19 protein-coding genes are annotated in these 23,713 nt (G+C 64.5%); 8 read left to right on the top strand and 11 right to left on the bottom strand.

The window, feature by feature from the left end; genetic code table 11:
- Positions 1–4: 4 nt before the first annotated feature.
- Together BX591_RS27475 and BX591_RS27470 are read right to left on the bottom strand one after the other, a co-directional pair.
- A complete protein-coding gene (locus BX591_RS27475) occupies positions 5–2,248 on the bottom strand; it encodes a xanthine dehydrogenase family protein molybdopterin-binding subunit (protein WP_111934474.1) in 2,244 nt (747 codons plus the stop codon).
- A gap of 1 nt (position 2,249) precedes the next feature.
- On the bottom strand, positions 2,250–2,705 hold the full coding sequence (locus tag BX591_RS27470) for a (2Fe-2S)-binding protein (protein ID WP_035556756.1): 456 nt from the start codon (positions 2,703–2,705) through the stop codon (positions 2,250–2,252).
- Positions 2,706–3,074: 369 nt separating this feature from the next.
- On the opposite strand from BX591_RS27470, the gene BX591_RS27465 reads away from it, so the two are divergent.
- Together BX591_RS27465 and BX591_RS27460 are read left to right on the top strand one after the other, a co-directional pair.
- Complete coding sequence (locus tag BX591_RS27465) at positions 3,075–3,473, top strand: hypothetical protein (protein ID WP_105509734.1); 399 nt, start codon at positions 3,075–3,077, stop codon at positions 3,471–3,473.
- Positions 3,474–3,857: 384 nt separating this feature from the next.
- Positions 3,858–4,676 carry an alpha/beta fold hydrolase gene (locus tag BX591_RS27460; protein ID WP_111934473.1) on the top strand — a complete coding sequence of 273 codons (819 nt, stop codon included), beginning with the start codon at positions 3,858–3,860 and terminating at the stop codon, positions 4,674–4,676.
- A gap of 183 nt (positions 4,677–4,859) precedes the next feature.
- Here the strand turns inward: BX591_RS27460 and BX591_RS27455 are convergent, their stop codons facing one another.
- The 6 genes from BX591_RS27455 to BX591_RS27430 all read right to left on the bottom strand — a co-directional run bounded on the left by BX591_RS27455 (position 4,860) and on the right by BX591_RS27430 (position 13,159).
- On the bottom strand, positions 4,860–5,900 hold the full coding sequence (locus BX591_RS27455; RefSeq protein WP_176343129.1) for a peptidoglycan DD-metalloendopeptidase family protein: 1,041 nt from the start codon (positions 5,898–5,900) through the stop codon (positions 4,860–4,862).
- A 515-nt stretch (positions 5,901–6,415) separates the two neighbouring features.
- Complete coding sequence (locus BX591_RS27450) at positions 6,416–6,841, bottom strand: DUF3465 domain-containing protein (protein ID WP_244147136.1); 426 nt, start codon at positions 6,839–6,841, stop codon at positions 6,416–6,418.
- A gap of 116 nt (positions 6,842–6,957) precedes the next feature.
- Complete coding sequence (locus tag BX591_RS27445) at positions 6,958–8,250, bottom strand: c-type cytochrome (RefSeq protein WP_420849427.1); 1,293 nt, start codon at positions 8,248–8,250, stop codon at positions 6,958–6,960.
- A complete protein-coding gene (locus BX591_RS27440; protein WP_111934471.1) occupies positions 8,250–9,029 on the bottom strand; it encodes a (2Fe-2S)-binding protein in 780 nt (259 codons plus the stop codon). Before BX591_RS27440 ends, BX591_RS27445 begins: the two co-directional genes overlap by 1 nt.
- Positions 9,026–11,854: a xanthine dehydrogenase family protein molybdopterin-binding subunit gene (locus BX591_RS27435; RefSeq protein WP_111934470.1), complete on the bottom strand. Its 2,829-nt coding sequence runs from the start codon at positions 11,852–11,854 to the stop codon at positions 9,026–9,028. Before BX591_RS27435 ends, BX591_RS27440 begins: the two co-directional genes overlap by 4 nt.
- Before the next feature lie 519 nt (positions 11,855–12,373).
- Positions 12,374–13,159: a DeoR/GlpR family DNA-binding transcription regulator gene (locus BX591_RS27430; RefSeq protein WP_244147137.1), complete on the bottom strand. Its 786-nt coding sequence runs from the start codon at positions 13,157–13,159 to the stop codon at positions 12,374–12,376.
- A 116-nt stretch (positions 13,160–13,275) separates the two neighbouring features.
- Here BX591_RS27430 and BX591_RS27425 point away from each other — a divergent pair, with 116 nt between their 5' ends.
- Entirely contained in the window at positions 13,276–13,863 is a 588-nt protein-coding gene (locus BX591_RS27425) for an NUDIX domain-containing protein (protein ID WP_111934468.1), read from the top strand.
- Positions 13,864–14,095: 232 nt separating this feature from the next.
- Complete coding sequence (locus BX591_RS27420; protein WP_111934467.1) at positions 14,096–14,428, top strand: hypothetical protein; 333 nt, start codon at positions 14,096–14,098, stop codon at positions 14,426–14,428.
- 38 nt (positions 14,429–14,466) lie between these two features.
- On the opposite strand, the gene BX591_RS27415 is transcribed toward BX591_RS27420, so the two are convergent.
- On the bottom strand, positions 14,467–15,627 hold the full coding sequence (locus BX591_RS27415; protein ID WP_111934466.1) for a porin: 1,161 nt from the start codon (positions 15,625–15,627) through the stop codon (positions 14,467–14,469).
- A gap of 206 nt (positions 15,628–15,833) precedes the next feature.
- Positions 15,834–15,998: a hypothetical protein gene (locus BX591_RS36600; RefSeq protein WP_167444625.1), complete on the bottom strand. Its 165-nt coding sequence runs from the start codon at positions 15,996–15,998 to the stop codon at positions 15,834–15,836.
- A 175-nt stretch (positions 15,999–16,173) separates the two neighbouring features.
- On the opposite strand from BX591_RS36600, the gene BX591_RS27410 reads away from it, so the two are divergent.
- Positions 16,174–17,283: an OpgC domain-containing protein gene (locus BX591_RS27410; protein WP_111934519.1), complete on the top strand. Its 1,110-nt coding sequence runs from the start codon at positions 16,174–16,176 to the stop codon at positions 17,281–17,283.
- A 143-nt stretch (positions 17,284–17,426) separates the two neighbouring features.
- Positions 17,427–18,329, top strand: a complete 903-nt coding sequence (locus BX591_RS27405; RefSeq protein WP_111934465.1) for an alpha/beta hydrolase — start codon at positions 17,427–17,429, stop codon at positions 18,327–18,329.
- A 24-nt stretch (positions 18,330–18,353) separates the two neighbouring features.
- Here BX591_RS27405 and BX591_RS27400 read toward each other — a convergent pair whose 3' ends face one another.
- A complete protein-coding gene (locus tag BX591_RS27400) occupies positions 18,354–19,448 on the bottom strand; it encodes an AI-2E family transporter (RefSeq protein WP_111934464.1) in 1,095 nt (364 codons plus the stop codon).
- A 376-nt stretch (positions 19,449–19,824) separates the two neighbouring features.
- On the opposite strand from BX591_RS27400, the gene BX591_RS27395 reads away from it, so the two are divergent.
- Both BX591_RS27395 and BX591_RS27390 read left to right on the top strand, forming a co-directional pair.
- Positions 19,825–20,109, top strand: a complete 285-nt coding sequence (locus tag BX591_RS27395) for a DUF3331 domain-containing protein (protein ID WP_035563070.1) — start codon at positions 19,825–19,827, stop codon at positions 20,107–20,109.
- 218 nt (positions 20,110–20,327) lie between these two features.
- The gene (locus tag BX591_RS27390) at positions 20,328–22,904 is read left to right on the top strand and encodes an adenosylcobalamin-dependent ribonucleoside-diphosphate reductase (protein ID WP_111934463.1); all 2,577 of its coding nucleotides are present in this window, start codon (positions 20,328–20,330) and stop codon (positions 22,902–22,904) included.
- Positions 22,905–23,713 lie beyond the last annotated feature (809 nt).

Genomic DNA, 23,713 nt, shown 5'->3' with positions numbered 1-23,713 from the left:
CCGGTTAGGCGGTTTGCAGTTGGCTGCCGACCGGCAAATGCCGCAGCCGTTTGCCGGTGGCCGCGTAGATCGCGTTGGTCAGCGCCGGCGCGAGCGCCGCCGTGCCGGGTTCGCCGATGCCGCCGGGCGCTTCGCCGCTCTTCACGATATGCACCTCGATAGGCGGCGTCTGGTCGATCCGCAGCATCCGGTAGTCGGTGAAATTGTTCTGCTCGACGCGGCCGTCTTTAATCGTGATCTCGCTGTACAGCGCCGCCGTGATGCCGAAGATGATGCCGCCCTGCACCTGCGCTTCGATCGTGTTCGGATTCACCACCATGCCGCAATCGACCGCGCACACCACCCGCTTGACCGCGACCTCGCCCTGATCTACCGCCACGTCGACGACGATCGCGAAGAAGCTGCCGAACGCATGCATGACCGACACGCCGCGCCCCTGGCCCTTCGGCAACGCACTGCCCCAGCCCGCCGACTGCGTCGCGACGTTCAGCACGTTCAGCGCGCGCGGCGTCTTGCCCAGCAGATCCTGGCGATATTTGACCGGGTCCACTTTGGCCTGCGCCGCGAGTTCGTCGATGAAACTCTCCACCACGAAGGTGCCGCGCGTCGGACCCACGCCGCGCCAGAACGCCGTCGGCACCGCGTGCGGTTCCTGGCGCACGTAATCGACCAGTTGATTCGGCAGGTCGTACGGCAGATCGGCGGCCACTTCGACCGCGTCGGGATCGACGCCGTTCTTGAACGCGGGCGGCGCGAAGCGCGCGATCACCGACGAGCCGACGATCCGGTGCTGCCACGCGATCGGCTTGCCGTTCGCGTCGAGGCCGGCGGAGATCTTGTCGTAGTAGTACGGCCGGTACATGTCGTGCTGGATGTCTTCTTCGCGCGTCCAGGTCACCTTCACCGGCGACGACACCTGTTTAGCCACTTTCACCGCCTGCGTGACCATGTCGAACTCGAGTCGGCGGCCGAAGCCGCCGCCGATCAGATGGTTGTGCACGACGATCTTGTCGGCCGGTAAACCCGTGACCGCCACCGCCGCATCCACGACCCGCGTCGGCACCTGCGAGCCGAGCCAGACGTCGCAGCCGTCGGGGCGTACGTGCACCGTGCAGTTGACCGGCTCCATGGTGGCGTGCGCCAGGAACGGCTGCTGATACACCGCGTCGACGCGCGTCTTCGCATTCGAAAACGCCTGGCCGACGTCGCCGTCTTTACGCGCCACCGCGCCGTCGCGTTGCGACGCGGCAGCGAGATCGTCGACGATCTGCTGCATCGAAATCGCCGCGCCCGCGCCTTCGTTCCATTTGATATCGAGCGCCTGCACGCCGCGCTTGGCGGCCCACGTGTGGTCGCCGATCACCGCGACCGCGTTGTCGATCCTGACGATCTGGCGTACGCCGGGAATCTTCTTCGCGTTGGTATCGTCGACGCTCGCCAGCGTGCCGCCGAACACCGGGCAGTTCGCGATCGCCGCGTAGACCATGCCGGGCACGCGCACGTCGAGCCCAAACATGGCGGTGCCATCCACTTTTTCCGGCGAATCCAGCCGTTTGGCCGAGGTGCCGATCAGCTTGAAGTATTTCGGGCTCTTCAGCGGCACGTTTTGCGGCGCCGGCAGTTTGGCCGCGGCGTCGGCCAGTTGACCGTAGCCGAGGCTGCGCTGGCTGGCCGCGTGGATCACCTGGCCGGCCTGCGCGTGGCAGCTCGCCGGATCGACCTGCCATTGCTGCGCGGCCGCCTGGATCAGCACCACGCGCGCGGCGGCGCCGGCACGGCGCATCGGCTCCCACGCGTAGCGGATCGAGGTCGAACCGCCGGTCAGTTGACCGCCGAGCAGCGGGTCCATGAAGAGCTTTTCGTTGGGCGGCGCGTGATCGACCGTGATCGCATCGAGCGGCACTTCGAGCTCTTCGGCGATCAGCATCGGAATCGACGTGTAGACGCCCTGGCCCATCTCGACCTTGGGAATCACCAGCGTGACCTTGCCCGCCGTGTCGATCTGAATGAACGCGTTCGGCGCGAACACGCCACCTTGCGGCGTCTCGACTCCATCGCCGCCAATCACCGATTTACCGGCCTTCTGATCCTGGCTGGCCGCCGGCAGACTGAAGCCGAGCAGCAGACCGCCACCGGCCGCCGCGCCGACCGTCACACCGAATTTCAGAAACGTGCGGCGCGACACGCGCCCCGCCTTCGTGACGGACGGCCGTGCGCCGTTGCCTGCGTCGAGTAATCCCTGGGACATGTCAGGCTCCCTTTGCGGCTTGCTTGATCGCCGCGCGGATGCGGTTGTACGTCCCACAGCGGCAGATGTTGCCGGCCATGGCGGCGTCGATATCCGCGTCGCTGGGGTTCGGGTTGCTGGTCAGCAGCGAAGCCGCCGACATGACCTGCCCGGACTGACAGTAGCCGCACTGCACCACGTCCAGTTGCCGCCAGGCCTGCTGCACTTTCTGGCCGGCGGGCGTGCCGCCGACCGCTTCGATGGTGGTGATCTTGCGATCGCCCACCGCTGCGGCCGGCAACACGCACGAGCGCACCGCAACACCGTCGAGGTGCACGGTGCACGCGCCGCATTGCGCGATGCCGCAACCGAACTTGGTGCCGGTCAAGCCGACAAGGTCGCGCAGGACCCACAACAGGGGCATGTCGGGTGGGGCGTCGACGGTATGCGTTTCGCCGTTGATATTCAGGGTTGTCATTGCGCGGCTCCGGGTGGGGTTTATTGTTGATGAGGCTGTTTAGACAGAGACGTCGAACCAAAACAGTGAACCTTGCCGCCTTTATTCGATCAGCCGGACTAATACACGCGGCGGCTCGCATTCAGTTCAAACAGGCATTCGATGCAGGGCGCGAACGCGCCGGAAGAGAATCGGCAAATTGTAGTCGCGGATAAATAATTGCGCAGCGACCCCACGCGCGCGTGGCGTTGCAATGCTTTAGCGGTCATGGGCCGCCGATTTTGCTAGCATGGTTCCGGTTTGGACCGATTGCGTGTCCTTGAGTACCTGAATACCCGAATGCCGGAACTGATCCGGCCTGACACTTCGACACTCCGAAGGAGCAGCACGATGAACGACCAGCAATGCACTCAATTCCTCTCGGACATTCGCCGACCGCTGCTGTCGCTGCACAAAGCGATTCTCGATCACGAACGCGCGGCGTATGAAAAGGAATTCGGTCCGGTGACGCCGGCGGCGTTTCTGCAGGTGCTGATCAATGGCTCGGGGTTTCGCTGGCTCACGCCGCTCTCGACGGTGATCGCGAGCGTCGACGAAATTCTCGACGACAAGGAAGCCGACGCCGCCGACCGCGTCGGCGCGGCCGAAGCCGTCACGGGCCTTTTTTCGCCCGAGGCCCCGAACAATATTTTTCTGCCGCGCTATCTGCCGTTGTTGCAGGCCGACCCGGCGATTCTGCATCACCATGGGCAAGTGGCGCAGTTGCTGCGCGGGGTCACGGAGAAGTGAGTTTTTCAAGGCCGGCGTGAGTCGACGCACGCCGGCGGCTCCCGAATCTCCTCACCATTGAGAAGCATGCGTTTCGATCGGATGAGCTTCGCCGGATTGCGTACGGCGATCGCCGATTACCAGGCGCGCGGCATTCGACCGATGCAACAAGCCCTTATTTCAGGCCGATTTATACGCAATTCGTAAAAGTGGGTGTGACAAGCGTCCATTGCCGACGATTTGAATCGCTACGCTGGTGGCTTGAAATCGAATTTGCCTGGCGTTGCTGAATAAACTCAAGGTGAGATTTTTCGGGACCCGCGTGCCGGCCGCGACGAAAACCTGCTCGACGCACGCCGCAACGCCCTGCCACCGTCAGCCAACTCTCTCGCGACGTTCACCGCCATGCAAACCTGGCCGCTCCCCGAAAGCTACTCATTCCGCGATCAGACCGTGCGCTTCAACGTGACCGGCAATGGGCCGCCGCTGGTGCTGATTCACGGCACGCCGTTTTCTTCGTATGTGTGGCATCGCATCGCGCCGCATCTCGCGCAAAACCACACGGTCTACTACTACGATCTGCTCGGTTACGGCCAATCCGAACAACGCGAGGCGCAAGACGTTTCGCTCGGCATACAGAACGTGCTGCTGGCGGCTTTGCTCGCGCATTGGCAACTGGAGAAGCCGGACGTGGTCGCGCATGATTTCGGCGGGGCGACTTCGTTGCGCGCGCATCTGATCGACGGCTGCGACTACCGCAGCCTCACGTTGATCGACCCGGTCGCGGTTGCGCCGTGGGGCTCGCCCTTCGTGCGCCACGTGCGTGACCACGGCGACGCGTTTACCGGGCTGCCGCCCTACATCCACGAAGCGGTGGTGAAAGCTTATCTACGCGGCGCGATTGCGCGTGAGATGCCTGACGGCGAACTCGCGCCGTATGTGACGCCGTGGCTCGGCGCGACGGGACAGGCCGCGTTCTACCGGCAGATCGCGCAGATGGATCAGCGCTATACCGACGAGGTCGAAGCGCGCTACGCGCAACTGCGCTGCCCGGTGCAGATTCTGTGGGGCGAAGAGGATCAGTGGATTCCGCTGGCGCGCGGCCGCGAACTGGCCGCGGCGATACCGAACGCGCGCTTTCAGGCGGTGCCGCACGCCGGTCATTTGATGCAGGAAGACGCGCCGGAAGCGATCGTTGCCGCGGCGCTGCGCTGGGTTGCCTGAGGGTCTGAGGGCGTGAGGGCGTGGGCGGGTGAGCCAAGCCACGTCTTCAGGCGTTGGATTGAACGCTGATGAGCGGTGTGCGGGTTCGTGTGCGGGTTCGTGTGAAGACGCGGCATTCGCCGCGCCTTGGTCCGGTTATGCCGGAGAAGTTTTCCTACGCCGGCTCGCCTGAAAAGCGCGGACTTAACCGCGTCCTTGCGGCAGATAAGGCATCGGATCGATCGGCTTTCCGTCGCGGCGCAATTCGAAGCCCACGGAGACGCGCGAGTTATTTTCGTCGCCCATCTCGGCGATCTGCTGCCCTTGACGCACGATGTCGCCGATCTTGACCAGCAGCTTGCGGTTATGCGAGTAGGCGGTCAGAAAGTCCTTGTTGTGCTGGACGATGATCAGACTGCCGTAGCTATTCAGGCCCGTTCCGGCGTACATCACCTTGCCGTCGGCGGCGGCGCGCACCGGATCGCCCGGCTTGCCACCGATCTCGATGCCGCGCGTCTCGCCCGCCTGAAAGCCTTCCACGACGCGCCCGCCCGCCGGCCATGCCAGCGCCACGCCGTTCGCGTGCCGCGCGGTTTGTTGCGCGACTTCGCGTGCCTCGGCGGCGTTGGGCGCGGCTGAGTTCGCTTGCGCGACGGCGGTTGGGGTGGCCGAGGTGGCCGGGGTGGCCTGGCTGGCCGATGCGGCTGCCGCAACCGAAGCACTAGCACCAGCCGCAGCCGAATTCGTCGATGCGCCCGCCTGCTGCGCCATCGGTGCAGCCGCCGAAGCCGAAGCCGCTGCCGCCTTGGCCGAAGCAGCCGCCGCCGCGTTCGCCGCATTCACGGCCCGCACGGTTTCCGGCGACGCCACATGCAGCACCTGTCCCAGCTTCAAACGCGACTTCGCTTTCAACCCGTTCCAGGCTTGCAACTGCCTGACGCTGCAATGATGATGCTGCGCGATCCGCGCCAGCGTATCGCCCCGCTTCACGCGATAAACCAGCGGCGGCGATTTCTTCAGCGGCGTGCCCGCATCGGCGTCGATCTTCAGTTGCGCACCGCTCCCCGCCGTTGCAGCCGTTGCGGCCGACGCATCCGTCACCGGCACCGCGGAAGCCGCCGTCGCAGCCGCCGCGCCGCTCTGCGCGCCCTGCTGCCCGACGTTCGCACAGCCGCCGACGGCCAGCGCGACCCACACGCCGGCCAGACTGGCCTTGATTGTTCTGTCGAAACGCTTTTCCACCATGTCCGACTCCTGCCTTATTCAATGGCGGACCGGATGCACGCCTTGTCGCGTGCGATGCGCGCGTTCGTACGCCGCGCGGCCTATCTTCGCGACACGGCGAGGCCGCCTCGTGCGACGCTCATCCCCTGTCCTGCCTAACGCCCCAACCCTTCGCTAACGAACACCCGATGCCCGGAAGCCCGCCTGGCGCGGACTTACCCAAAACAGCCGATCTTCTGCGAAAAGGGCCAGATTGCCGATTAAAATTCCAGCGGAATTGTAAAGTGCGTCTTATAGAAAACGCCCCGCTCCACACAATCTGATACAAACCTTACCCACGGTATTGCGGACATCGTTGCGCGAGCAACGGAAACGGCAAGACCTCGTCCGATCGGTCGGTAACTTTTGCTTTAACGGCAGAGCGCCGTGAAAACTTGAATCGTTTTCAAGGCGCGAGAGGATCGGCGAATGGGGAAAAGATCAACACGATGGCAAGCGAACGACGCGATGGTCCGTTCGCGCCGAAAGAGGCCGGGTTAGCTGTAGTACTGCCCGTTGTAGCGCACGTAGCCGACCGGATGATGCGTGAAATGCAGCACCGGCAGCACGGGGTTGTCGTTGTCCGCGGTGGGATAGGCGCTGGAATCGGGAATATATTCGCCCTGCGCCTCGATTGGCTGACCGGCCTGCAAGCCGGGGATCTCGTGCGCCAGACCTTCGTCGTCGCCGAAACGCACGGCGACGAATACTTCAGTGCCCACCAGGTTCTCCGTGCCGCCGTCGAACTTCAGTACCTTGTCGATCCTGATCACGAACTGCTGATGATTCGCGCCGTGGTGATTGTCCGGGCTGGGGAATACCTTGCTGATCGTGCCTTGCACACAGGCAAGCGGCGCGCCGAGTGAATGCACGTAGCTGTGGTGCGGAAGAATCTCTGTTGCGCGATTGCTCACTTTGCTCATGAAGTCTCCGTGAAAGGAACCCGCCTGACCGATGGCGAACCGTAAGGCGCGCCGCCGGCCGGCGGCGCGATACGGTTTGAGCAGACCGGCGCGGTCGAGTTCACCGCGCCGTCACTTCATCGCAACGCTTTCACGGCATCCGCGGTGACGTCGGCCGGTTGACCGCCCCATGTCGCACGCAGATAGCTCGCCAGTTGCGCGAGTTCTTCGTCGCTGAGTTGCGTGGCGAAACCCGGCATGTCCTGCATCCGTTCGAGGCCCGGAAAATCCTGAGCCCCAATACCGTCGAGCATCGCCACGATCAGGTTGTGCGCATCGCTCTGACGCAGCGTCGAGTTGGCGTGCATCGGCACCGCGACGTGCGGCTTACCTTCGCCGTTGAGCCCATGACAACCGGCACACACGGCGAGATACACGTTGCGTCCCGCTTCGAGCTGCGCGGCATCGGCCGAACCCGACTGCGGTTGCGGCAACGGTTGCGGCGCCGGTGGCTGATCGCCGAGCAGATAGGTGGACATGGCGCGCAGATCGTCGTGCGTCAAGTACTGGCTGCTCAGATGCACGACCGGAAACATCTCGCCGAACGCCGAGCCTTGCGGCGCGATGCCGGTCGCGAAGAACGTCTGCAGGTCGGCGGCGGTCCAGCCACGCGCCGCGAGTCCGTGCGGCGTGATATCCGGCGCCGCGATCCGCCCGAGCGCTGCGCCCGCCAGCGGCTTCGCGCCGTCGAGCTGACCGAACTTGCCGCGCGGTGTGTGGCACTCGGCGCAATGGCCGAGCGCGCTCGCCAGATAGCGGCCGCGATACCAGTCCGCCGAACCGGTGGCGGCAGCGCCTCTCGCCGATGCCTGGTTCGACGCATCCGGCCATGCGTCCTTCAGAAACACCCAGTTCCAGAAGCGCACGCCGAACCGCAGGTTGAACGGGAACGACAGTTCGGGTTCGTGGTTCGGCACGGCGGCGGGTTTCTGCGCCATCAGATACGCGTAGATCGCATCGCTATCCGCGCGCGACAACTGACGGTACGACGTGTACGGCATCGCCGGATACAGCTGTTTAGTCGGCGTCACACCGTCGTGCAGCGCCTTGTACAGATCGTCGGCGCTCCAGTTGCCGATGCCGTGCGCTTTGTCCGGCGTGATGTTGGTGCCGTAGAAGGTACCGAACGGCGAGGCCAGTTTCACGCCGCCGGCAAACGGCGCGCCGTCGGCGGTGGTGTGGCAGGCAGCGCAATCGGCGGCTTTCACGAGGTAGCGGCCGCGCGCGAGCGGATCGGCGGCGGTGGATTGCGGCCCCAACGCGGCGGCGGCGCTCATCGCGGCGGAGTCGTCGTGCTTGCCGCACGCGCTCAAGGCGAGCGTCGCGCCGACGAGAAGCAGCGCGCGGCGCAGAGTGATCGGGCGGCGCATCATGCGGCTTCCTTGACGAGGCCGGGTGTCGTCAGCACGACTTCCTTGACCGCTTCGTAATAGCGCACGTAACCCGTGCAACGGCAGATGTGGTCGTTCAGCGCTTCGGTGATGGTCGTTTCGACCTTGTCCCTGGCAACCGGCTGACGCTGCAGACGTTCGATCAACACCGTGGCCGCGTTGACGAAACCCGGCGTGCAATAGCCGCACTGAAAGCTGAAGTGCTCGAGAAACTTCTGCTGGATCGGCGACACGCCGATCACCTCGCCCGCGTCGTTGCGCTTCGCGTGGCCTTCGATCGTGCGAATGGTTTTGCCGTGGAAGAAATTCGCGCCGGTGATGCAGGTGCGCACTTCTTCGCTGGTGCCGTCCGGTTTGTCGACGATCACCACGCACGCGTGGCAGATGCCCTGGCCGCAGCCGAGACGCGAGCCGGTCAGATGCAGATACTCGTGCAGGTAGTCGATCATCATCAGACCGGCGGGCACGTCGGTCGGGCCGACGATCGCGCCGTTGACCTTGATGGACAGCGGCAGCGTGCGGAAATGCGTCAACGGACGCTCGACCACGCCGGCGGCCGGCGCACCGGCGGCAACGCCGGCGGACCCGGACCCGGACGCGGCGGAGGCCGCCGCCGGAGCCGCCGCGGACGCAGGCGTGGCGGGTGCCGCACCCGGAGCCGACGCGGCACCGGCCGCCCCGACCACCACACCAGAAGCCACTGCCACACCACCCGTCTGGCTCGCGGCGCTCGTCAAATCTTGCTTGGGGGCCGTCATGCGAGCACCTCCTGAATACGTTGCGGGGTAACCGGCAGATCGGTAAACCGATGCCCGATCGCATGTGCGATCCCGTTCACGATCGCGCCGACCACCGGAATCATCACCACTTCGGCAATGCCCTTCGGCGGATCGGTTTCCGTGAGGGGCGGCAGCACTTCGCCGGTTTGGGTCCAGACGGCGACGTCCGTCGCGCGCGGCAAGTGGTAGCGGTTGAAATTCCACGTACCGTTGCCGGGACCGTCTTCGTAAAGCGGCAGATACTCGTGCAGCGCGTGGCCGATACCCATTGCCAGGCCGCCTTGCAACTGGCCCGACACGAGTTGCGGCGAGATCTGGTTGCCGCACTCCATGATCGAGTGATGCGCGAGCAACTCGACCTTGCCGCTCGCTTCATGCACCGACAGTTCGACCAGCGTGCCGACCGCGCTGTAGTAAGTCACGGCCGCGTTGTTGCGTTGCACCGGCGGAATGAACACGCGCTGACGATCCAGCACGCGATAACGATTCGCCGTGGTCTGCAGTTTCTTGCGCTCGGCCGGTGCGTTGTCGCCGTAGCGCAGCGCGAGGCCGTCGAGCGGCAAGCGCTCGATCGCGCCGTCGATCTCGAAGTCCGCTTCGGTCCATTGCCAGCGATTGAACACGTGCACGGTCGCGCCAGTCACGAGCCCGAGTTCGTGCGCTTTCTTCGCAAGCTGTTCGAACGGCAGCGCCTCGAGCCCCGCCGCCGACAGCTTGCCGTCGACCCAGCGCGCGTCTTCGATCCGCACCACCAGCGGCGCGGCCTGACCGCCACCGCCGCCCTGACTCCAGATCGCCATCGCCGCCGGCCAGAGGCCGTGCACGAACACGACCCGCGCCGCTTCGCGCGTGCTGTGCGTGAAATAGAACGCGGAGTTGGTCGCGCTCGACGGCGACGCATAACCCGGCGACCAGCGCGGATTCGCCGCGAGTTTGTCCTGATCGGCCTGCGACATCATGTACGGATCGCCGCTCGTGACGACCGGCAGATCCGGCCAGTCGGTGATCGCGACGTGCACGTCGGTGGCCGGCTTGCCGAGCCATTTCGCGACCGCCACGGCCTGCGAGGTCGACACGCCAGTGCCGATCTCAGCGGCCGTGTGCTGCAAACTGATCTTGCCGTCGGCGCTCAATTCGACCTTCGCGAACGAGGTCTCTGCGCCCGTGCCGAAGTCCTTCTGCACGCACGCGAAACCGACGCCGTAGCGCTTGCCCGGATGCGCGGCTTCGAACTCGGCCTTGCGCTTCGCACGATTCACCCAGAGCGGATGGACCTTGGCCTTGTGCAACACGTCGTCCACCCGGATCGCACCGGCCGGCACCGCGCCTTGCGTGTTCTTCATGCCGGAGCGCAACGCGTTCTTCAGGCGGAAATCGATCGGATCGAGCTTTAGTTGCGCGGCGATTTCGTCGACCATCATCTCGGTCGCGGCCATGCTCTGCAGGGTGCCGTAGCCGCGCGCGGAACCGGCGTCGATCGCGCGCGACGCAATCGCCACGGCCGACAGATCGTTGCTCGGGAAGTAGTAGATCGACTGCGCGGCGGTAGCGCCCACCATCGCCACGGAAGGCGAAAAGTTGCAGCGCCCGCCGCCGTCCGCTTCCATCTCGGCCTTGAACGATTGCAGCAGACCGGTCTTTTTGTCGACGGCGATCCGGTAGTTCATCTTGAAGGCGTGGCGTTTCAACGACGTCTGGAACTGCTCGTAGCGGTCGTTGGCGAGACGCACCGGGCGGCCGTCCGCATACATCGCGCAGACGAGACCGTAGAACGGCACGTTGAAGTGATCCTTCGAGCCGTAACCGACCGTGTAGCACGGGTGAATGAACAGGTTCTTCACCGGGAACGCGCACTTCGCGACCATGCCGGCCGCACTGTCGACCACTTCGGACGGCGCCTGGGTCGGCACCACCATATGCAGCGATTGCGTCGCGGCGTCGTACCAGCAGTTCGCGTTGTCGGGCTCGAGCGCGGCCGTATCGATCGACTGCGTGTTGTACTGGCGCTCCATCACCAGCCAGTCCGGCGACGGGTGATCGAGGCTCTGCTGGATTTGCGCGGCGTGGAACATGCCCTGCTCGTCCAGCTTGCCGTGCTCGACACCGTCGGGCCACACCGGACGATGCTTGCGCATCATGCTCGGAAACACCGGCGCGTCTTTCAGGCTGGAGAATACATCGTCGTCGTACGGCGTCTTGCCGCCGACCCGCACGAAGCGGAACGTACCCCACGGATCGCGTTCCAGCGGTCCGGTTTGCGCGCCGTAGCGGATGATCTGATCCTGGAACTTCAGCGTGTTCTTCGCGAAGCGGAAGCGCGCGAAGTCGTGATAGATCAGGATCGCGACCGCCTGGCCGAGATACGCGGGCGTCTTGCCCGGCGGCAGCAGCATGTCGTCGCCGTAAAAGGCCGGGAAGATCAGGCCGTCGCGCGTCAGATCGGCCGCCGTCACGACCCGGTCGGGTTGCAGATCGGCGCCGAGCAGCGACAGGTCGAACCCTTCGTAGCTGCGGTCGGCTTGCGTGGTGCGCAGAATGAACGCGTGCGATTGCTGTTGCGGCCAGTGCGGCATGTCGGTGGCGCGAATGTCGCGCGCGAACACTTTCGAACCGGTCACCTTGGCGATCCCGTCGATACGGAATTTCGCCTGACCGTTGGCCGCGTCCCACTGCATCGGGGTCAGAATTTTCTCTTCGAACAACGCAGCGAATGCGCGGCTGCCCATCGGCGCGAGATACACCGACACACCCGCCACGACGCTGGCCTTCAGAAAACTACGACGTGAAAGGTCGAGTTTCCCCATGGACTTCTCCTTAAGTGAACACGGTGGCAACCCGTCGGCGGAACCCGCGCACTGCCTCCGCCGCCCCACGCGCGACGACGCGCGCTGACCTGCGAGCGCTTGCGTGCGGGACGGCCGTGGAACCACGAAGGAGGTGTTCGAACCACAGGCGCTCATGCGCACCCGCGCGTAACGGCGATCTGCGGCGACCCGTGTTCCGGTTGCGCCGCATTCGATCTGATTGACCTTTGAACTACCGTGAGTTGCCTTTTTGTCTGCCCGGGGAAGGGCAAAGGCCGCGATTATCGCGCTGATTCGCCGCAGGGTGCGTCAAATTTTGTCCACTATCTCGAAAATAACGGATTCAGCATGGGCTGACGTGGAGCCGTTATGGCGCGGGCTGGATAGCGGTTCGGGTGTGGACTCGGCGCGGTAGTCGGCGCATTACCCGGCATGCTACTCGCGTGGCCTGGGCGCAGGACTCGGCATGGGAATAACGCGGCATTCGCGTCTCCCACGCGTCGCCCACGCCTTAACAGATTACGCTCGGACGATCGTGATCCCGAGCGCCTCGAACGGCGCCGTCAGCGCCTCGGCCGTCCCGCGTTCGACGACGATCGCGCTGGCCGCCGTCACGTCCGCGATCTTGTACGCCGACGCCGCATGCAGCTTCTCCGCCGATGCCAACACCACCGTCTCCGCCGCATGCTCGGCGAACGCGCGCTTCACGTAGGCCTCTTCGCGATCGCCGGTGCTCAGGCCCGCTTGCGGATGCACGCCGGTCGCGCCCATGAAAAAGAGATCGGCGCGAATATGGCTGAGCGTTTCGATGGCAGCCGCGCCGACATTGACCATCGAATGCCGGAACAGGCGGCCGCCGATCATCACGACCTCGAGTTGCGCATGCTCCGCGAGTTCGACCGCGATGCTCGGACTATGCGTGACGATCGTGGCGCGCAAGTCGCGCGGCAGATGACGCGCGAGTTGCACGGCCGTCGTCCCGCCGTCGACGAAGGCGATCTGACCCGGCGCGATCATGCCGGCGGCGGCCCGGCCGATCGCCGCTTTCGACGCCGACTCGATGCGCTCGCGCCCGGCAAAGTCCACCGCCGCCGGCGACGCCGGCAACGCGCCGCCATGCACGCGTTGCAGTTGGCCTTCGGCGGCGAGTTCGCGCAGATCGCGGCGGATGGTGTCTTCGGACACCTCGAATTCGACGCTCAGGGTCTTGGCGATCACCTGCCCGTTGCGCTTCAGGGCTTCGAGAATCAGTTGTTTTCTTTGCGAAGTCAGCACGGTAAAGGTCTCGACAGGGCCAGAGGACATTTTAACGTCATTGCACGAAATAACTTGTTTCTGCACGAAACTGCACGATACCATGATTCGCAGGCGGCGCCGACCGCCTGGTCTTTTTTCCCCTGCAAACGAACAGGAAGCGAGCTATGAACGAAACCGCCGAACGGGTCCGTATCGTCGACGTCGAGGTGCTGTCGGACGACTGGTATGTGCTGAAAAAAACCACCTTCGACTACCAACGCGCCGACGGCAGCTGGCAGCGCCAAAGCCGCGAAACCTACGACCGCGGCAACGGCGCCACCCTGCTGCTGTACGATCCGCGCCGCCGCACGGTGGTGCTGACGCGGCAATTCCGCCTGCCGGCGTTCGTCAACGGTCATCACGGCATGCTGATCGAGGCGCCGGCCGGCCTGCTGGAAGCGGCATCGCCCGAACAACGGATTCGCGCCGAGGTGGAAGAGGAAACCGGCTACCGCGTGCATGACGTGCGCAAGGTGTTCGAGGCGTTCATGAGCCCGGGCTCGGTCACGGAAAAGCTGCACTTTTTCGTCGCCGAATACGACGCGGCGGCGCAGGTCGGCGCAGGCGGCGGCATCGCGGATGAAGGCGAAGATATCGAGGTGCTGGAATTGCCGGTGGACGAAGCGCTCGCAATGATCGAGCGCGGCGAGATCGTCGACGGCAAGACGATCATGCTGCTGCAGTACGCGAAACTGAATCTGCTGGGCGCGTAGGCGGCTATTTGCGCGGCGGCTATTTCGGATTTATCGCGTGCGGCGTTGAGAAACGGACACTAGTGAGCCGCGGACAAAGAAAATATGCTGACGGGTCGTTTCTAAACGACCCGCTTCGCGCCTTGTATCGGATTACCACGCGTAGCGGGTGGGTTAAAGCGAACTCCTTTCCCGTCAGTTTATTTTTTACGTTCGCCGTCTTTATCCCACTGGCGAACGCGTTGAGGTTGCAGTGGATTCTTTTCAATCGGCAAACCGGTTCATCAGCGGTTTTTTCTTCGGCGCGCTGATCGCCGCCGTCGTCATGGTGCTCCTTTGCAATGCCGGTGAGTTTTCTCCGTTCACGGCGCAGTTGCCCGCATTCAGCCAGGTGGTCGTGACCGTGCTGATCGCCTTGGTGATCGTCGGTGCGAAACCGTTGGCTTATAAAACCGTATGGCGCGAGCGTCGCTGCAGCTTTGTCCTCGACGAGGATTTAAGCGCGACGCTGCGCGGCCGAAGCTTCGGCATTCCGGCCGGCGTGGTGGTCGGGATTCTGATCCAGCATTACGTGATGAATACGTGATGAAGTGAGCCGCTCTCGCAACCGCCACCCGCGCGCACCTAGAACTTATGCCGTATCGCCGCCCGCACCACGACCTGCTTCGACGTCGATGAAGGCGACTGGGTGCCCGGCGTGAATGCATCGTCCAGAATCGTATAGGTCGAGTCGCCGGTCACCTGCTGATACTCGCCCTGAATATAGACGTCCGTGCGTTTGGACAGGTTGTAATCCGCCATCAGACCGAACGAGTGAATGCGCGGTTTCACGCCGCCGTTCGAGGCGTCGTAGCTTTCCATCGTATAGACATATTGCGCGCCGACGAAAAACATGGGCGACACCTGATATTTGCCGTTCACCTCGAAGTTCTGATACTTCAGCGAGTTCAGCAAAATGCCGGGCGCCACCAGCGGCGTGATGCCGAGATAGCCGTTGCCGGTCGGATCCAGATAGTTCGAGTTGGTATAAACGAAGCCGGCCGTCGCCGGACCGAACGTGTATGTAATACCGCCGCCGAACACGCGCATGCGTCCGGCAATGAAACTGGCGTCGTTCGCGGTAATCGCGCCGTTCGCGCCATTGCCGGGATTGTCGGCCTGCAAATACGCGGCGGCGACCAGCAAGCCGCCATACGTATATTGGCCGCCGAAACTGTACGCGCGGTTATTGGCGAAGTTGGTGTCGTTGCTGAAACTGTAGACGCCGCCGAACTGGAAGCCGGAAATCGACGGGCTGGTGAACTTGACCGAGTTGTCGAGGCGAAACGAGTTGTCTGTGTTGTCGTTGTCGTACGGGTGAGAGAACAGTTCGCCGGCCCAATTGCCGTTGGCCGTGGTCTGCGCCAGATAATCGACCACCGAATCGTACTGGCGCCCGAACGTCAGGCTGCCGAAAGTATCCGAACTGATGCCCACGAAGGCCTGGCGGCCGAACATCCGGCCGCCCTGATTGAAGCGCCCGGAGCTGAGGTCGAAGCCGTTTTCCAGCTGGAAGATCGCTTTCAGGCCGCCGCCCAGTTCCTCGGCGCCTTTCAGGCCCCAGCGGCTGCCTTGCGCGTCGCCGCTCGCCAGTTCGTAGACATGGCCACGGCCGACGTTATTGGTGTAGTTGATGCCCTCGTCGAGTACGCCATACAGCGTCACGCTGGTCTGCGCCGAAGCAGACTGGGCAAAAGCGGCGGACAAAGCAACGGAGACAGCCAGCGCGAACACTTGCTTGTTCATGATGATCTCCCTGCACTCGAGTAATCGGACAACTCGATCCAACCGCTTTGTTCTTGACGCTTTGGCAGGGCTTTCACCGGCCCCTGTGCGCCTTCAGGAAATCCTCACACGCCGTTAGCGGGACGTCCATCGGGTGTCGCGTCGATATCTTAAATTGTTGCGAAATCTCCACTTCGTGCAAGCGCCCCTTTTATCGTGGCGCTCATTCAGGTAAACGGCAGCGCGCCGCCCTGACTGAAGTCCAGCCCGATTTCGGGCTGCATTTCGCGCTCGACGCGCTGCCCGGCTCGCCAGGTCTTTGTCACGGAAAGAAATATAATCGAAAGCTTTCGCGGCGCTGCAGCGGAACTCAGCGTTGTCACATGGGTCATTTTTACTGACCTCTGCAAGCGGGCCTGCCTTGGGCCGCCCGCTTGATAGCGGCGACGCCGGGCGCGTTGATCGTGCATCCACCGCAGCTCGCCTCCCCCTATTCAAAGTCACGTGATGACGTTTGCCGCGCTGAGCCAGCGCGCCGTCGCACGAGGCTGCTTTTGGCGCCACACCATGCAAGCATCGCAATCCCGTCTGATCGAACTCGACTTCTTCCGGGGGCTGGTCCTTCTGATCATCGTGGTCGACCATATTGGCGGCAGCATTCTGTCGCGTGTCACGCTGCACGCTTACGCGTTGTGCGATGCCGCCGAAGTGTTCGTGTTCCTGGGCGGCTTCGCCACCGCCACCGCCTACGCGGCGCTGGCCGAACGGCGCAATGAAACGATCGCGCGCGGCCGCTTTCTGCGGCGTTCGCTGGAAATCTACCGGGCGTTCCTGATCACCGCCGCGCTGATGCTGCTGGTCAGCGCGGTGCTGACGGCCTTCAGCATCGACGGGCCGAATCTCGCCACCACCGACCTCGACGATCTGATGGACGCTCCCGTCGCCGCGTTGCGCGACATCCTGTTGTTCCGCCGCCAGCCCTACCTCGCCTCCGTGCTGCCGATGTACGCGTTCTTCGCGGCGCTGGTGCCAATGATCCTGCCGCTCGCGCGCAGCAAGCCGTGGTGGCTGCTGGCCGGCAGTGTCGCGCTGTGGGCGGGCGCGCCGGCCGTCGCCGCGTATTTGCCCGCCGCGCCGGACATGCATTGGGACTTCAACCCATTCGCGTGGCAACTGCTGTTCGTACTCGGCGTGCTGGCCCGCTGCCAGCCGGTCTATCAGCGCATCAGCGCGCACCGGCTCGGCTGGCTGGTCAGCGTGCTGGCGTGCGCCGTGGTCGCGGCCGCGGCTTACTACAAGCTGTTTATCGAGCTCGAACCGCTCGACGGCAGTCTCAAGCAAAACCTGTCGTCTCTGCGCGCGGTGAATTTCCTCGCGATTGCGTGGCTCGTCGCGAATCTGATTCAGCTGGGTTGGGCCAGGAAAATCGCGCAGTGGCTGCCGTGGGTCGGCGTGATCGGCCGCAAGGGGCTGTTGTGCTTTATCGCCGGCGCGGTGATCTCGCTGGTGGTCGATTCGGTGCTGTATGCCGCCACCGACGGTTACCTCAACTACCCGCTCGGCCTGCTCGCCGACGCCGTCGCGGTCGGCGCGCTGCTGGCTGTCGCGCTCGGGGCGACGCCGCTTAAGCGGCTCGCTGCGCGGCTGGTCGGCGCGCGGCTTCGAACTTCGCCCTGAGCGGTGGGTGGGCACGAAGCCGCGGGCCGCGATGATGGACTTCGCGGTTGCGCCCGTCTTCGGCTCGTTGCGCTTCAATCTCCACCGCCCATCCTGTTAGCATGACGCCGCCCGTAACTTGCACGGCGGCCTTCTATTTGCACATGCGACCATTCCTATCCTCCGCACTCGTTGCGCTGTGCCTCGTCGCTTACGACGCGGCTTGCGCCAGCACCGTGATCAGCCGCAGCTTCCATTCCGACGCGCTCGGTCGCGACTGGTCGTACACGATCTATCTGCCGACCGGCTACCGTCACGACGCCGCCCGCATTCCGGTGCTCTATCTGCTGCACGGCAATAACGGCGACGCCAACGACTGGCTCACCCAAGGCCATCTGCAAAGCGTCGCCGACACGCTGATCGACCACAAGGACATGCTGCCGGTCGCGATCGTGATGCCGCAGGGCGGCACCGACTGGTACGTGGACCGCAAGGAGAAGATGGAGACGGCGTTCTTCGACGACCTGTTGCCCGAGATCGAAGCCCGCTACGCCGTGTCGACGCAGCGCGGCGGCCGCATGATCGGCGGGGTGTCGATGGGCGGCTTCGGCGCGCTACGTTACGCGCTGACGCAGCCGGAGCGCTTTTGCGGCGCCCTGCTGCTGAGCCCCGCCATTTACGCGAACGAACCGCCGCGCGCGTCGGCGGCGCGGCGCGTGGGGGTATTCGGCGAGCGCGAATTCGAGCCGCGTATCTGGCACGAACTCAACTATCCGGCGCAGTGGGACCGGTATATGAGCCGGCCCTATCGTCTGCCGATGTTCATCGCCGCCGGCGACGACGATCTCGCGATCCAGGCCGACGCGTCGTCGCTCTACACGCATCTGCGGCTGGCGGGCAATCCGGCGGCGCTGCGCATCATCGACGGCGGCCATACGTGGGATGTCTGGAGCGCGCTGTTGCCGGCCGCGCTGAAATACACGGTCGGCTGTGTGAAAACGCCAACGCAAACGCCAACGCAAACGCAACCCCGGCAACTCGATCACCCCTCGACCGGACGCCCTTGAAACCGGGCTGAAATTCGCGTGCAACTATTGCACAAGGTCGGTCCACAACACCATCAGTACGGTCATCAAGGCCGGGCCGATAAAGATGCCCAGCAGACCGAAGGTTTCCGCGCCGCCGAGAATGCCGAACAGCACCAGCAGGAACGGCAATCGCGTCGAGTTGCCGATCAGCACCGGCCGCACGAAATGCTCGGCGACGAACACCACGACCGAGCCGAACACGGCAAGCCCAATGGCCGCCGCCACCGACCCTTGGGACAGCAGCCACAACGCCGCGAGGCCGAACGTGAGCGGCGCGCAGAACGGCAGCATCGCCGCGATCGCGGTGATCATCGCGAGCAACGCGACATGCGGCAAACCGGTCACCGCGTACGCCACGCCAAGCAACGCGCCTTCGCCCAGGCCGACCACCACCAGCCCCGACACCGTGCCGCGCACGGCCGCGGCCATGCGTTGCAGAAGCTGCGCGCCGGCTTCGCCGAAACCGCGCCGCATGCCGGTGGACAGCGACCCGGACAGACGCGGCCCCGCCTGAAAGATCACGAACAGCGTGACGAGCATGAAGGCGAACACCATCACCGCATGCACCGCGCGCGCGCCGAAATGGCGGCCGAGCGTCATCACGGTGGTGCTGTGCAAGCCCTTCATCGCCGCCGAATCGCGCAGCGGCTGCGCGAGGTTGGCTTGCCACCACGTGGAAACCTGTTGCGCACCGAACGGCAGATGCTGAACGAAGTCCGGCATCGGAATGCCGTTTTCCTGCACGGTCTTGAACCAGTCGGTCATGTCGTGCGCCTCGCGCAACGCCTGCGCGATCCCGATGCCGAACGGCAGCACCACCAGCAACGCAATCGCGAGCGTCAACACGGCGGCGATCAAGGTGGTGCGGCCGCTAAACCAGCGATGCCCCTCGATCTTGCGCAGGAGCGGCCACAGCGCGATCGCCAGCACACTCGCCCAGGCCGCCACCGCGATGAAATCGCGCACGACCCACAACGCCAGCAGCACTAATCCGATGTACAGCACGAGCGAGGCGGTGCGTTGCTTCTTCAGGGGCTCGGGCGACATCGGCGATTCGGGTGGCGTAACAGGCGGCGTAACGGGCGGGCGTGAATTCATAGAGGCTCTTGTGGTTTTGTCCAGACATGGAAGCGACCCAAAGAGACTTTCCCCGGGTGCGCGCGAGCCGACCGGAAAAAACCAGAACCGCTACACTGGCATGCCACGGTCGCTCATCAATAACGACATCTTAAAGGAAGCGCCGTCGGCCTTGATGGGCGGGACTCTCGTCGCGCCACGAACAACACTGCGTTGCAAAAATCCGCCTTATCTCTAATTTGCCGTCATGTGACCCGCAAAACCCCGCTGTGACGGGCAGATGGGAATGTCAAGTTTCATTGTTGCTAATTCGAGAACAGTGTTTCAACTCGGACACAATGGCTATCTAGCCCGCGCAGGACTACATTCGGCACACCACAATACGGAGCCGATGATGATGACCTTAGAGTCCATCCCCCTTGACGGTACCAACGGCGTGCGCATCGAAATTCTCGAACGCTCCGATACGACGCTGGTGATCCGTTGGGTCGAACCGGGCAAATGTCATTATGGCGAGCAGCGCTGGCGCCGCCGGTCGGCGCACACTTCGGGCACCTGCGCGGTGTCGCGCCGCAAGATCCGCCGCGGCGACGCGGTCTTCAAACCGGCCGAGCGGCCGGCGCCCGCGAATGCCTCGGCCATGATCTGCGCCGAACTGCTGGGCGAATTCGCCGAAGCCTGAGGTTTTCCGTTCGCCGCAACGGCGCACTGATGCGCCTCCCGAGCGCCACGTCTCACCCCGCGCTGCAAAAAACCTTCCGATTGCGGCCCCTCGCGCGCTGAGCTAAGGTGCAGGAGATTGCGCCACGTCACCTCGCCGGCTTTGCTGTCCGGTCACCGTGACCCTCGCACTTTCACCCAGCGCGCCGCGTGTCTCGCGGCACCGTCCGAGGGCATACCATGGCAGAAGACACGCCGGACACCCGCACCGCATCGGCCGCCCCGGCCCCGCTCGTCGTCCCGCAACAGTTCTCCGTCGACGTCCTGCTTGAAAAATACGCAAAAGGCGCCGAGCAATCGGCCGACGACGTGTTCCGGCGCGTCGCCCACGGCGTCGCCCAGGCCGAGCCCGAAGCGCTACGGGAATCCGTGGAAGCGCGCTTCGTCGACAATCTGCGGCACGGCGCGCTCGGTGCCGGCCGCATCATGAGCGCGGCCGGCACCGGTATTGCCGCCACGCTGATCAACTGCTTCGTGCAACCGGTCGGCGACGCGATTCAGGGCGTCGACGAACAGGGCCTGCCCGGCATCTACGTCGCATTGCTGCAAGCCGCCGAAACCATGCGCCGCGGCGGCGGCGTCGGCTACAACTTCTCGGCGATCCGTCCCAAGGGCGCGCGGGTTCACACCACCAGTTCGTCGGCGTCCGGGCCGTGCAGCTATATGGATGTGTTCGACGCGTCGTGCCGCACCGTCGAAAGCGCCGGTTCGCGGCGCGGCGCACAGATGGCCGTGCTCGACTGCGACCACCCCGACCTGCTCGAATTCATCGAGGCCAAGCATTCGAAAGGCCGCTGGAACAACTTCAACGTCTCGGTCGGCGTGACCGACGCCTTCATGCGCGCCGTCGAAGCCGATCAGCCCTGGCAACTCGTGCATCGCGGCGAGCCCTCGCCGGCGCTGCGCGCGGCCAACGACATGCGGCAGCGCGAAGACGGCCTGTGGGTGTATAGCGAGCGCCCGGCTCGCGCGATCTGGGAGCGCATCATGCGTTCCACCTACGACGTCGCGGAACCCGGCATCGTGTTCATTTTGCGGATGAACGAGGACAACAACCTGCGCGCGGTCGAAACCATCCGCGCGACCAATCCGTGCGGCGAACAACCGCTGCCCGCATACGGCTGCTGCAATCTCGGCCCGCTCAATCTGACGCGCTTCGTGATCGAGCCGTTCGCGCAGATGCGAGGCGGCACGCCGTCGTTCGACTGGGACGGCCTCGCCCAACGCACCCGCACGCAAGTCCGCTTTCTCGACGATGTGCTCGACGTCACGCTGTGGCCGCTGCCGCAACAGCACGACGAGTCGCGCGCGAAGCGGCGCATCGGCGTCGGCTTCACCGGTCTCGGCGACACGCTCGTGATGCTCGGCTTGCGCTATAACTCGCCGGCCGGCCGCGACTTCGCCGTGCGGATCGCGCGCCTGATGCGCGACGAAGCGTATCGCGCCTCGGTCGAACTGGCGCGCGAGCGCGGCGCGTTTGCGCTGTTCGACGCCGACCGCTATCTGGAAGCGGGCACCTTCGCGTCGCGCCTGCCCGACGACCTCAAGGCGGCGATTCGCCGCGACGGCATCCGCAACAGCCATCTGCTCTCGATCGCGCCGACCGGGACGGTGAGCCTTGCGTTCGCGGACAACGCGTCGAACGGCATCGAACCGGCTTTCTCGTGGACCTACACGCGCATGAAGGTGATGGCCGACGGCGGCCGCGAATCGTTCGACGTGGAAGACTACGCGTACCGGCTGTATCGCGAACTGGGCGGCGATGTCGGCAAGCTGCCGGATTACTTCGTCAGCGCGCTGGAAATGTCGGCGCGCGACCACCTCGACATGATGGCGGCCGTGCAACCGTATGTGGACACCTCGATCTCGAAGACCGTCAACGTCCCCGCCGACTATCCGTTCGACGCGTTCGAAAGCCTCTATTTCGACGCCTGGAAAAACGGCCTCAAGGGGCTCGCCACGTATCGCCCGAATGAAACGCTCGGCGCGGTGCTCAGCGTGAGCCCGCCGCCGGCGCAAGCGGAAGACTCGCTGGCCGACAACGATCAGGATCCGCTGCGGATCGCGATCGACCATCGGCCCAAAGGCGAACTGCCGGCGATCATCGAGAAAGTCGAATATCTGACCCAGGCCGGCAAGAAATCACTGTACGTGGCGGTGTCGTTTATCGAAGTCACGGGGCGGCTGGGCGGCGAAGAGATCAGCATCGAGCGTCCTATCGAGTTCTTCATTCCGACCGGTCAGCGCGACGAATCGCAGCAATGGATCACGGCAACCATGCGCTCGCTGTCGCTGGCGGCGCGCGGCGGATTCGTCGCGCGCAATCTGCAGGACATGCGCAAGGTGTCGTGGGATCGCGGGCAGGTGCGGCTCGGCGACGTGCTGCGTCTCGACGGTCATCGCACGCCGCGCTGGCATGATTCGGAAGTGGCCGCGCTCGCGTTCGCGATCCAGCAGATCCTGCACCGGCGCGGCTTTCTCGACGCCGAAGGCAATCAGGTGCCCTCGCGCATGCTGGGGCGTGTGCCGCGCGGGCAGATGAAGGCGGAGACGGCGTTGGCGGCGGATTTCGGCATCCGGCCGACTCCGCGCGATGGCAATGACGATGACACCGCCACGTCGATGCAAACCGGCGGCGTGCTCGGGCTGCAGACCATGCTCGGCCGCAAATGCGGGACCTGCGGCGCCAATGCGGTCATTCGCAAGGATGGCTGCGACTTCTGCACGGCGTGCGGCGAGGTCGGCGCGTGCGGATGACGGCGGGACGTTAGCGTTCTGGGACTTTGGCGTTCGAGTTCTTTAGCGCTCGGGGACATTGGCGCGCAGGCCGATCAACGGCAAACCACGCCCGCGAGACGGATGCCGCGACATGCGGCCGTTGCGCGATCGCCCTGCCACCGGCTTTGCTGACTTGCAATCCATCACCATACTTCGCCGGCCGTCGGGCAGGGATTGGATCCGGGCTGGCGTGCCTGCCTGGGGCTGGCGTGACTGCCTGGGGTTGGCATGCCCGGTGACAACTGCGACACGATGAAGCAAAACAGATCCCGCAGACATCCGAACAATCGCATGCCCACGAGAGATTTGCCTGGCATCAGGGTCGATGTCGCTCACCACTGGCAACCAACAGCGAAAAAACCGACGGGCTATCGATAGAGTCGGAATAGGTACGCCGCTTGCGCGAGTATTAAACCCATACAAACGTTGCGGAGCCTACATGAGCACAAGAGCCCCTATGTCGCGGTTGCCCGCATCCGGGTCGCCCCCCAGCCGGCCTGGAACGACGCGCGCTCGGCCGACATCGACGGATGGCATGACGTTCAGCCCTTGGCATGGCGTCGTCGCGCACCGGCCGATCGGCGGCGTGATGCGCTCGCGCAAGCCCGCTTACGAGATGTCGTCGGCGCTTCGGGGACGTGTTAACGGATGTCCCGTGCACGGATAACGCGGCGCGGCGCGCTCACGCCCGGCGCGGCCCTCCATCGTCGCAAAGAGACACGACGGGCGGACTGCGTCGTCAATACACGCTGCCCATCGCCTGCGCGGCTTGCTGGCGGTGCCGGGGC

Source organism: Paraburkholderia bryophila, assembly GCF_003269035.1.
Taxonomy (GTDB): domain Bacteria; phylum Pseudomonadota; class Gammaproteobacteria; order Burkholderiales; family Burkholderiaceae; genus Paraburkholderia; species Paraburkholderia bryophila.
The sequence above is the reverse complement of the archived record's forward strand: the minus strand, read 5'-3'. Positions and strand labels throughout refer to the sequence as shown.

Bases quoted from the DNA above. Each gene is read 5' to 3' on its own strand.
- BX591_RS27475 (WP_111934474.1), bottom strand. From the start codon at position 2,248: ATGTCCCAGGGATTACTCGACGCAGGCAACGGCGCACGGCCGTCCGTC.
- BX591_RS27470 (WP_035556756.1), bottom strand. From the start codon at position 2,705: ATGACAACCCTGAATATCAACGGCGAAACGCATACCGTCGACGCCCCA.
- BX591_RS27465 (WP_105509734.1), top strand. From the start codon at position 3,075: ATGAACGACCAGCAATGCACTCAATTCCTCTCGGACATTCGCCGACCG.
- BX591_RS27460 (WP_111934473.1), top strand. From the start codon at position 3,858: ATGCAAACCTGGCCGCTCCCCGAAAGCTACTCATTCCGCGATCAGACC.
- BX591_RS27455 (WP_176343129.1), bottom strand. From the start codon at position 5,900: ATGGTGGAAAAGCGTTTCGACAGAACAATCAAGGCCAGTCTGGCCGGC.
- BX591_RS27450 (WP_244147136.1), bottom strand. From the start codon at position 6,841: ATGAGCAAAGTGAGCAATCGCGCAACAGAGATTCTTCCGCACCACAGC.
- BX591_RS27445 (WP_420849427.1), bottom strand. From the start codon at position 8,250: ATGCGCCGCCCGATCACTCTGCGCCGCGCGCTGCTTCTCGTCGGCGCG.
- BX591_RS27440 (WP_111934471.1), bottom strand. From the start codon at position 9,029: ATGACGGCCCCCAAGCAAGATTTGACGAGCGCCGCGAGCCAGACGGGT.
- BX591_RS27435 (WP_111934470.1), bottom strand. From the start codon at position 11,854: ATGGGGAAACTCGACCTTTCACGTCGTAGTTTTCTGAAGGCCAGCGTC.
- BX591_RS27430 (WP_244147137.1), bottom strand. From the start codon at position 13,159: ATGTCCTCTGGCCCTGTCGAGACCTTTACCGTGCTGACTTCGCAAAGA.
- BX591_RS27425 (WP_111934468.1), top strand. From the start codon at position 13,276: ATGAACGAAACCGCCGAACGGGTCCGTATCGTCGACGTCGAGGTGCTG.
- BX591_RS27415 (WP_111934466.1), bottom strand. From the start codon at position 15,627: ATGAACAAGCAAGTGTTCGCGCTGGCTGTCTCCGTTGCTTTGTCCGCC.
- BX591_RS36600 (WP_167444625.1), bottom strand. From the start codon at position 15,998: ATGACCCATGTGACAACGCTGAGTTCCGCTGCAGCGCCGCGAAAGCTT.
- BX591_RS27410 (WP_111934519.1), top strand. From the start codon at position 16,174: ATGCAAGCATCGCAATCCCGTCTGATCGAACTCGACTTCTTCCGGGGG.
- BX591_RS27405 (WP_111934465.1), top strand. From the start codon at position 17,427: ATGCGACCATTCCTATCCTCCGCACTCGTTGCGCTGTGCCTCGTCGCT.
- BX591_RS27400 (WP_111934464.1), bottom strand. From the start codon at position 19,448: ATGAATTCACGCCCGCCCGTTACGCCGCCTGTTACGCCACCCGAATCG.
- BX591_RS27395 (WP_035563070.1), top strand. From the start codon at position 19,825: ATGACCTTAGAGTCCATCCCCCTTGACGGTACCAACGGCGTGCGCATC.
- BX591_RS27390 (WP_111934463.1), top strand. From the start codon at position 20,328: ATGGCAGAAGACACGCCGGACACCCGCACCGCATCGGCCGCCCCGGCC.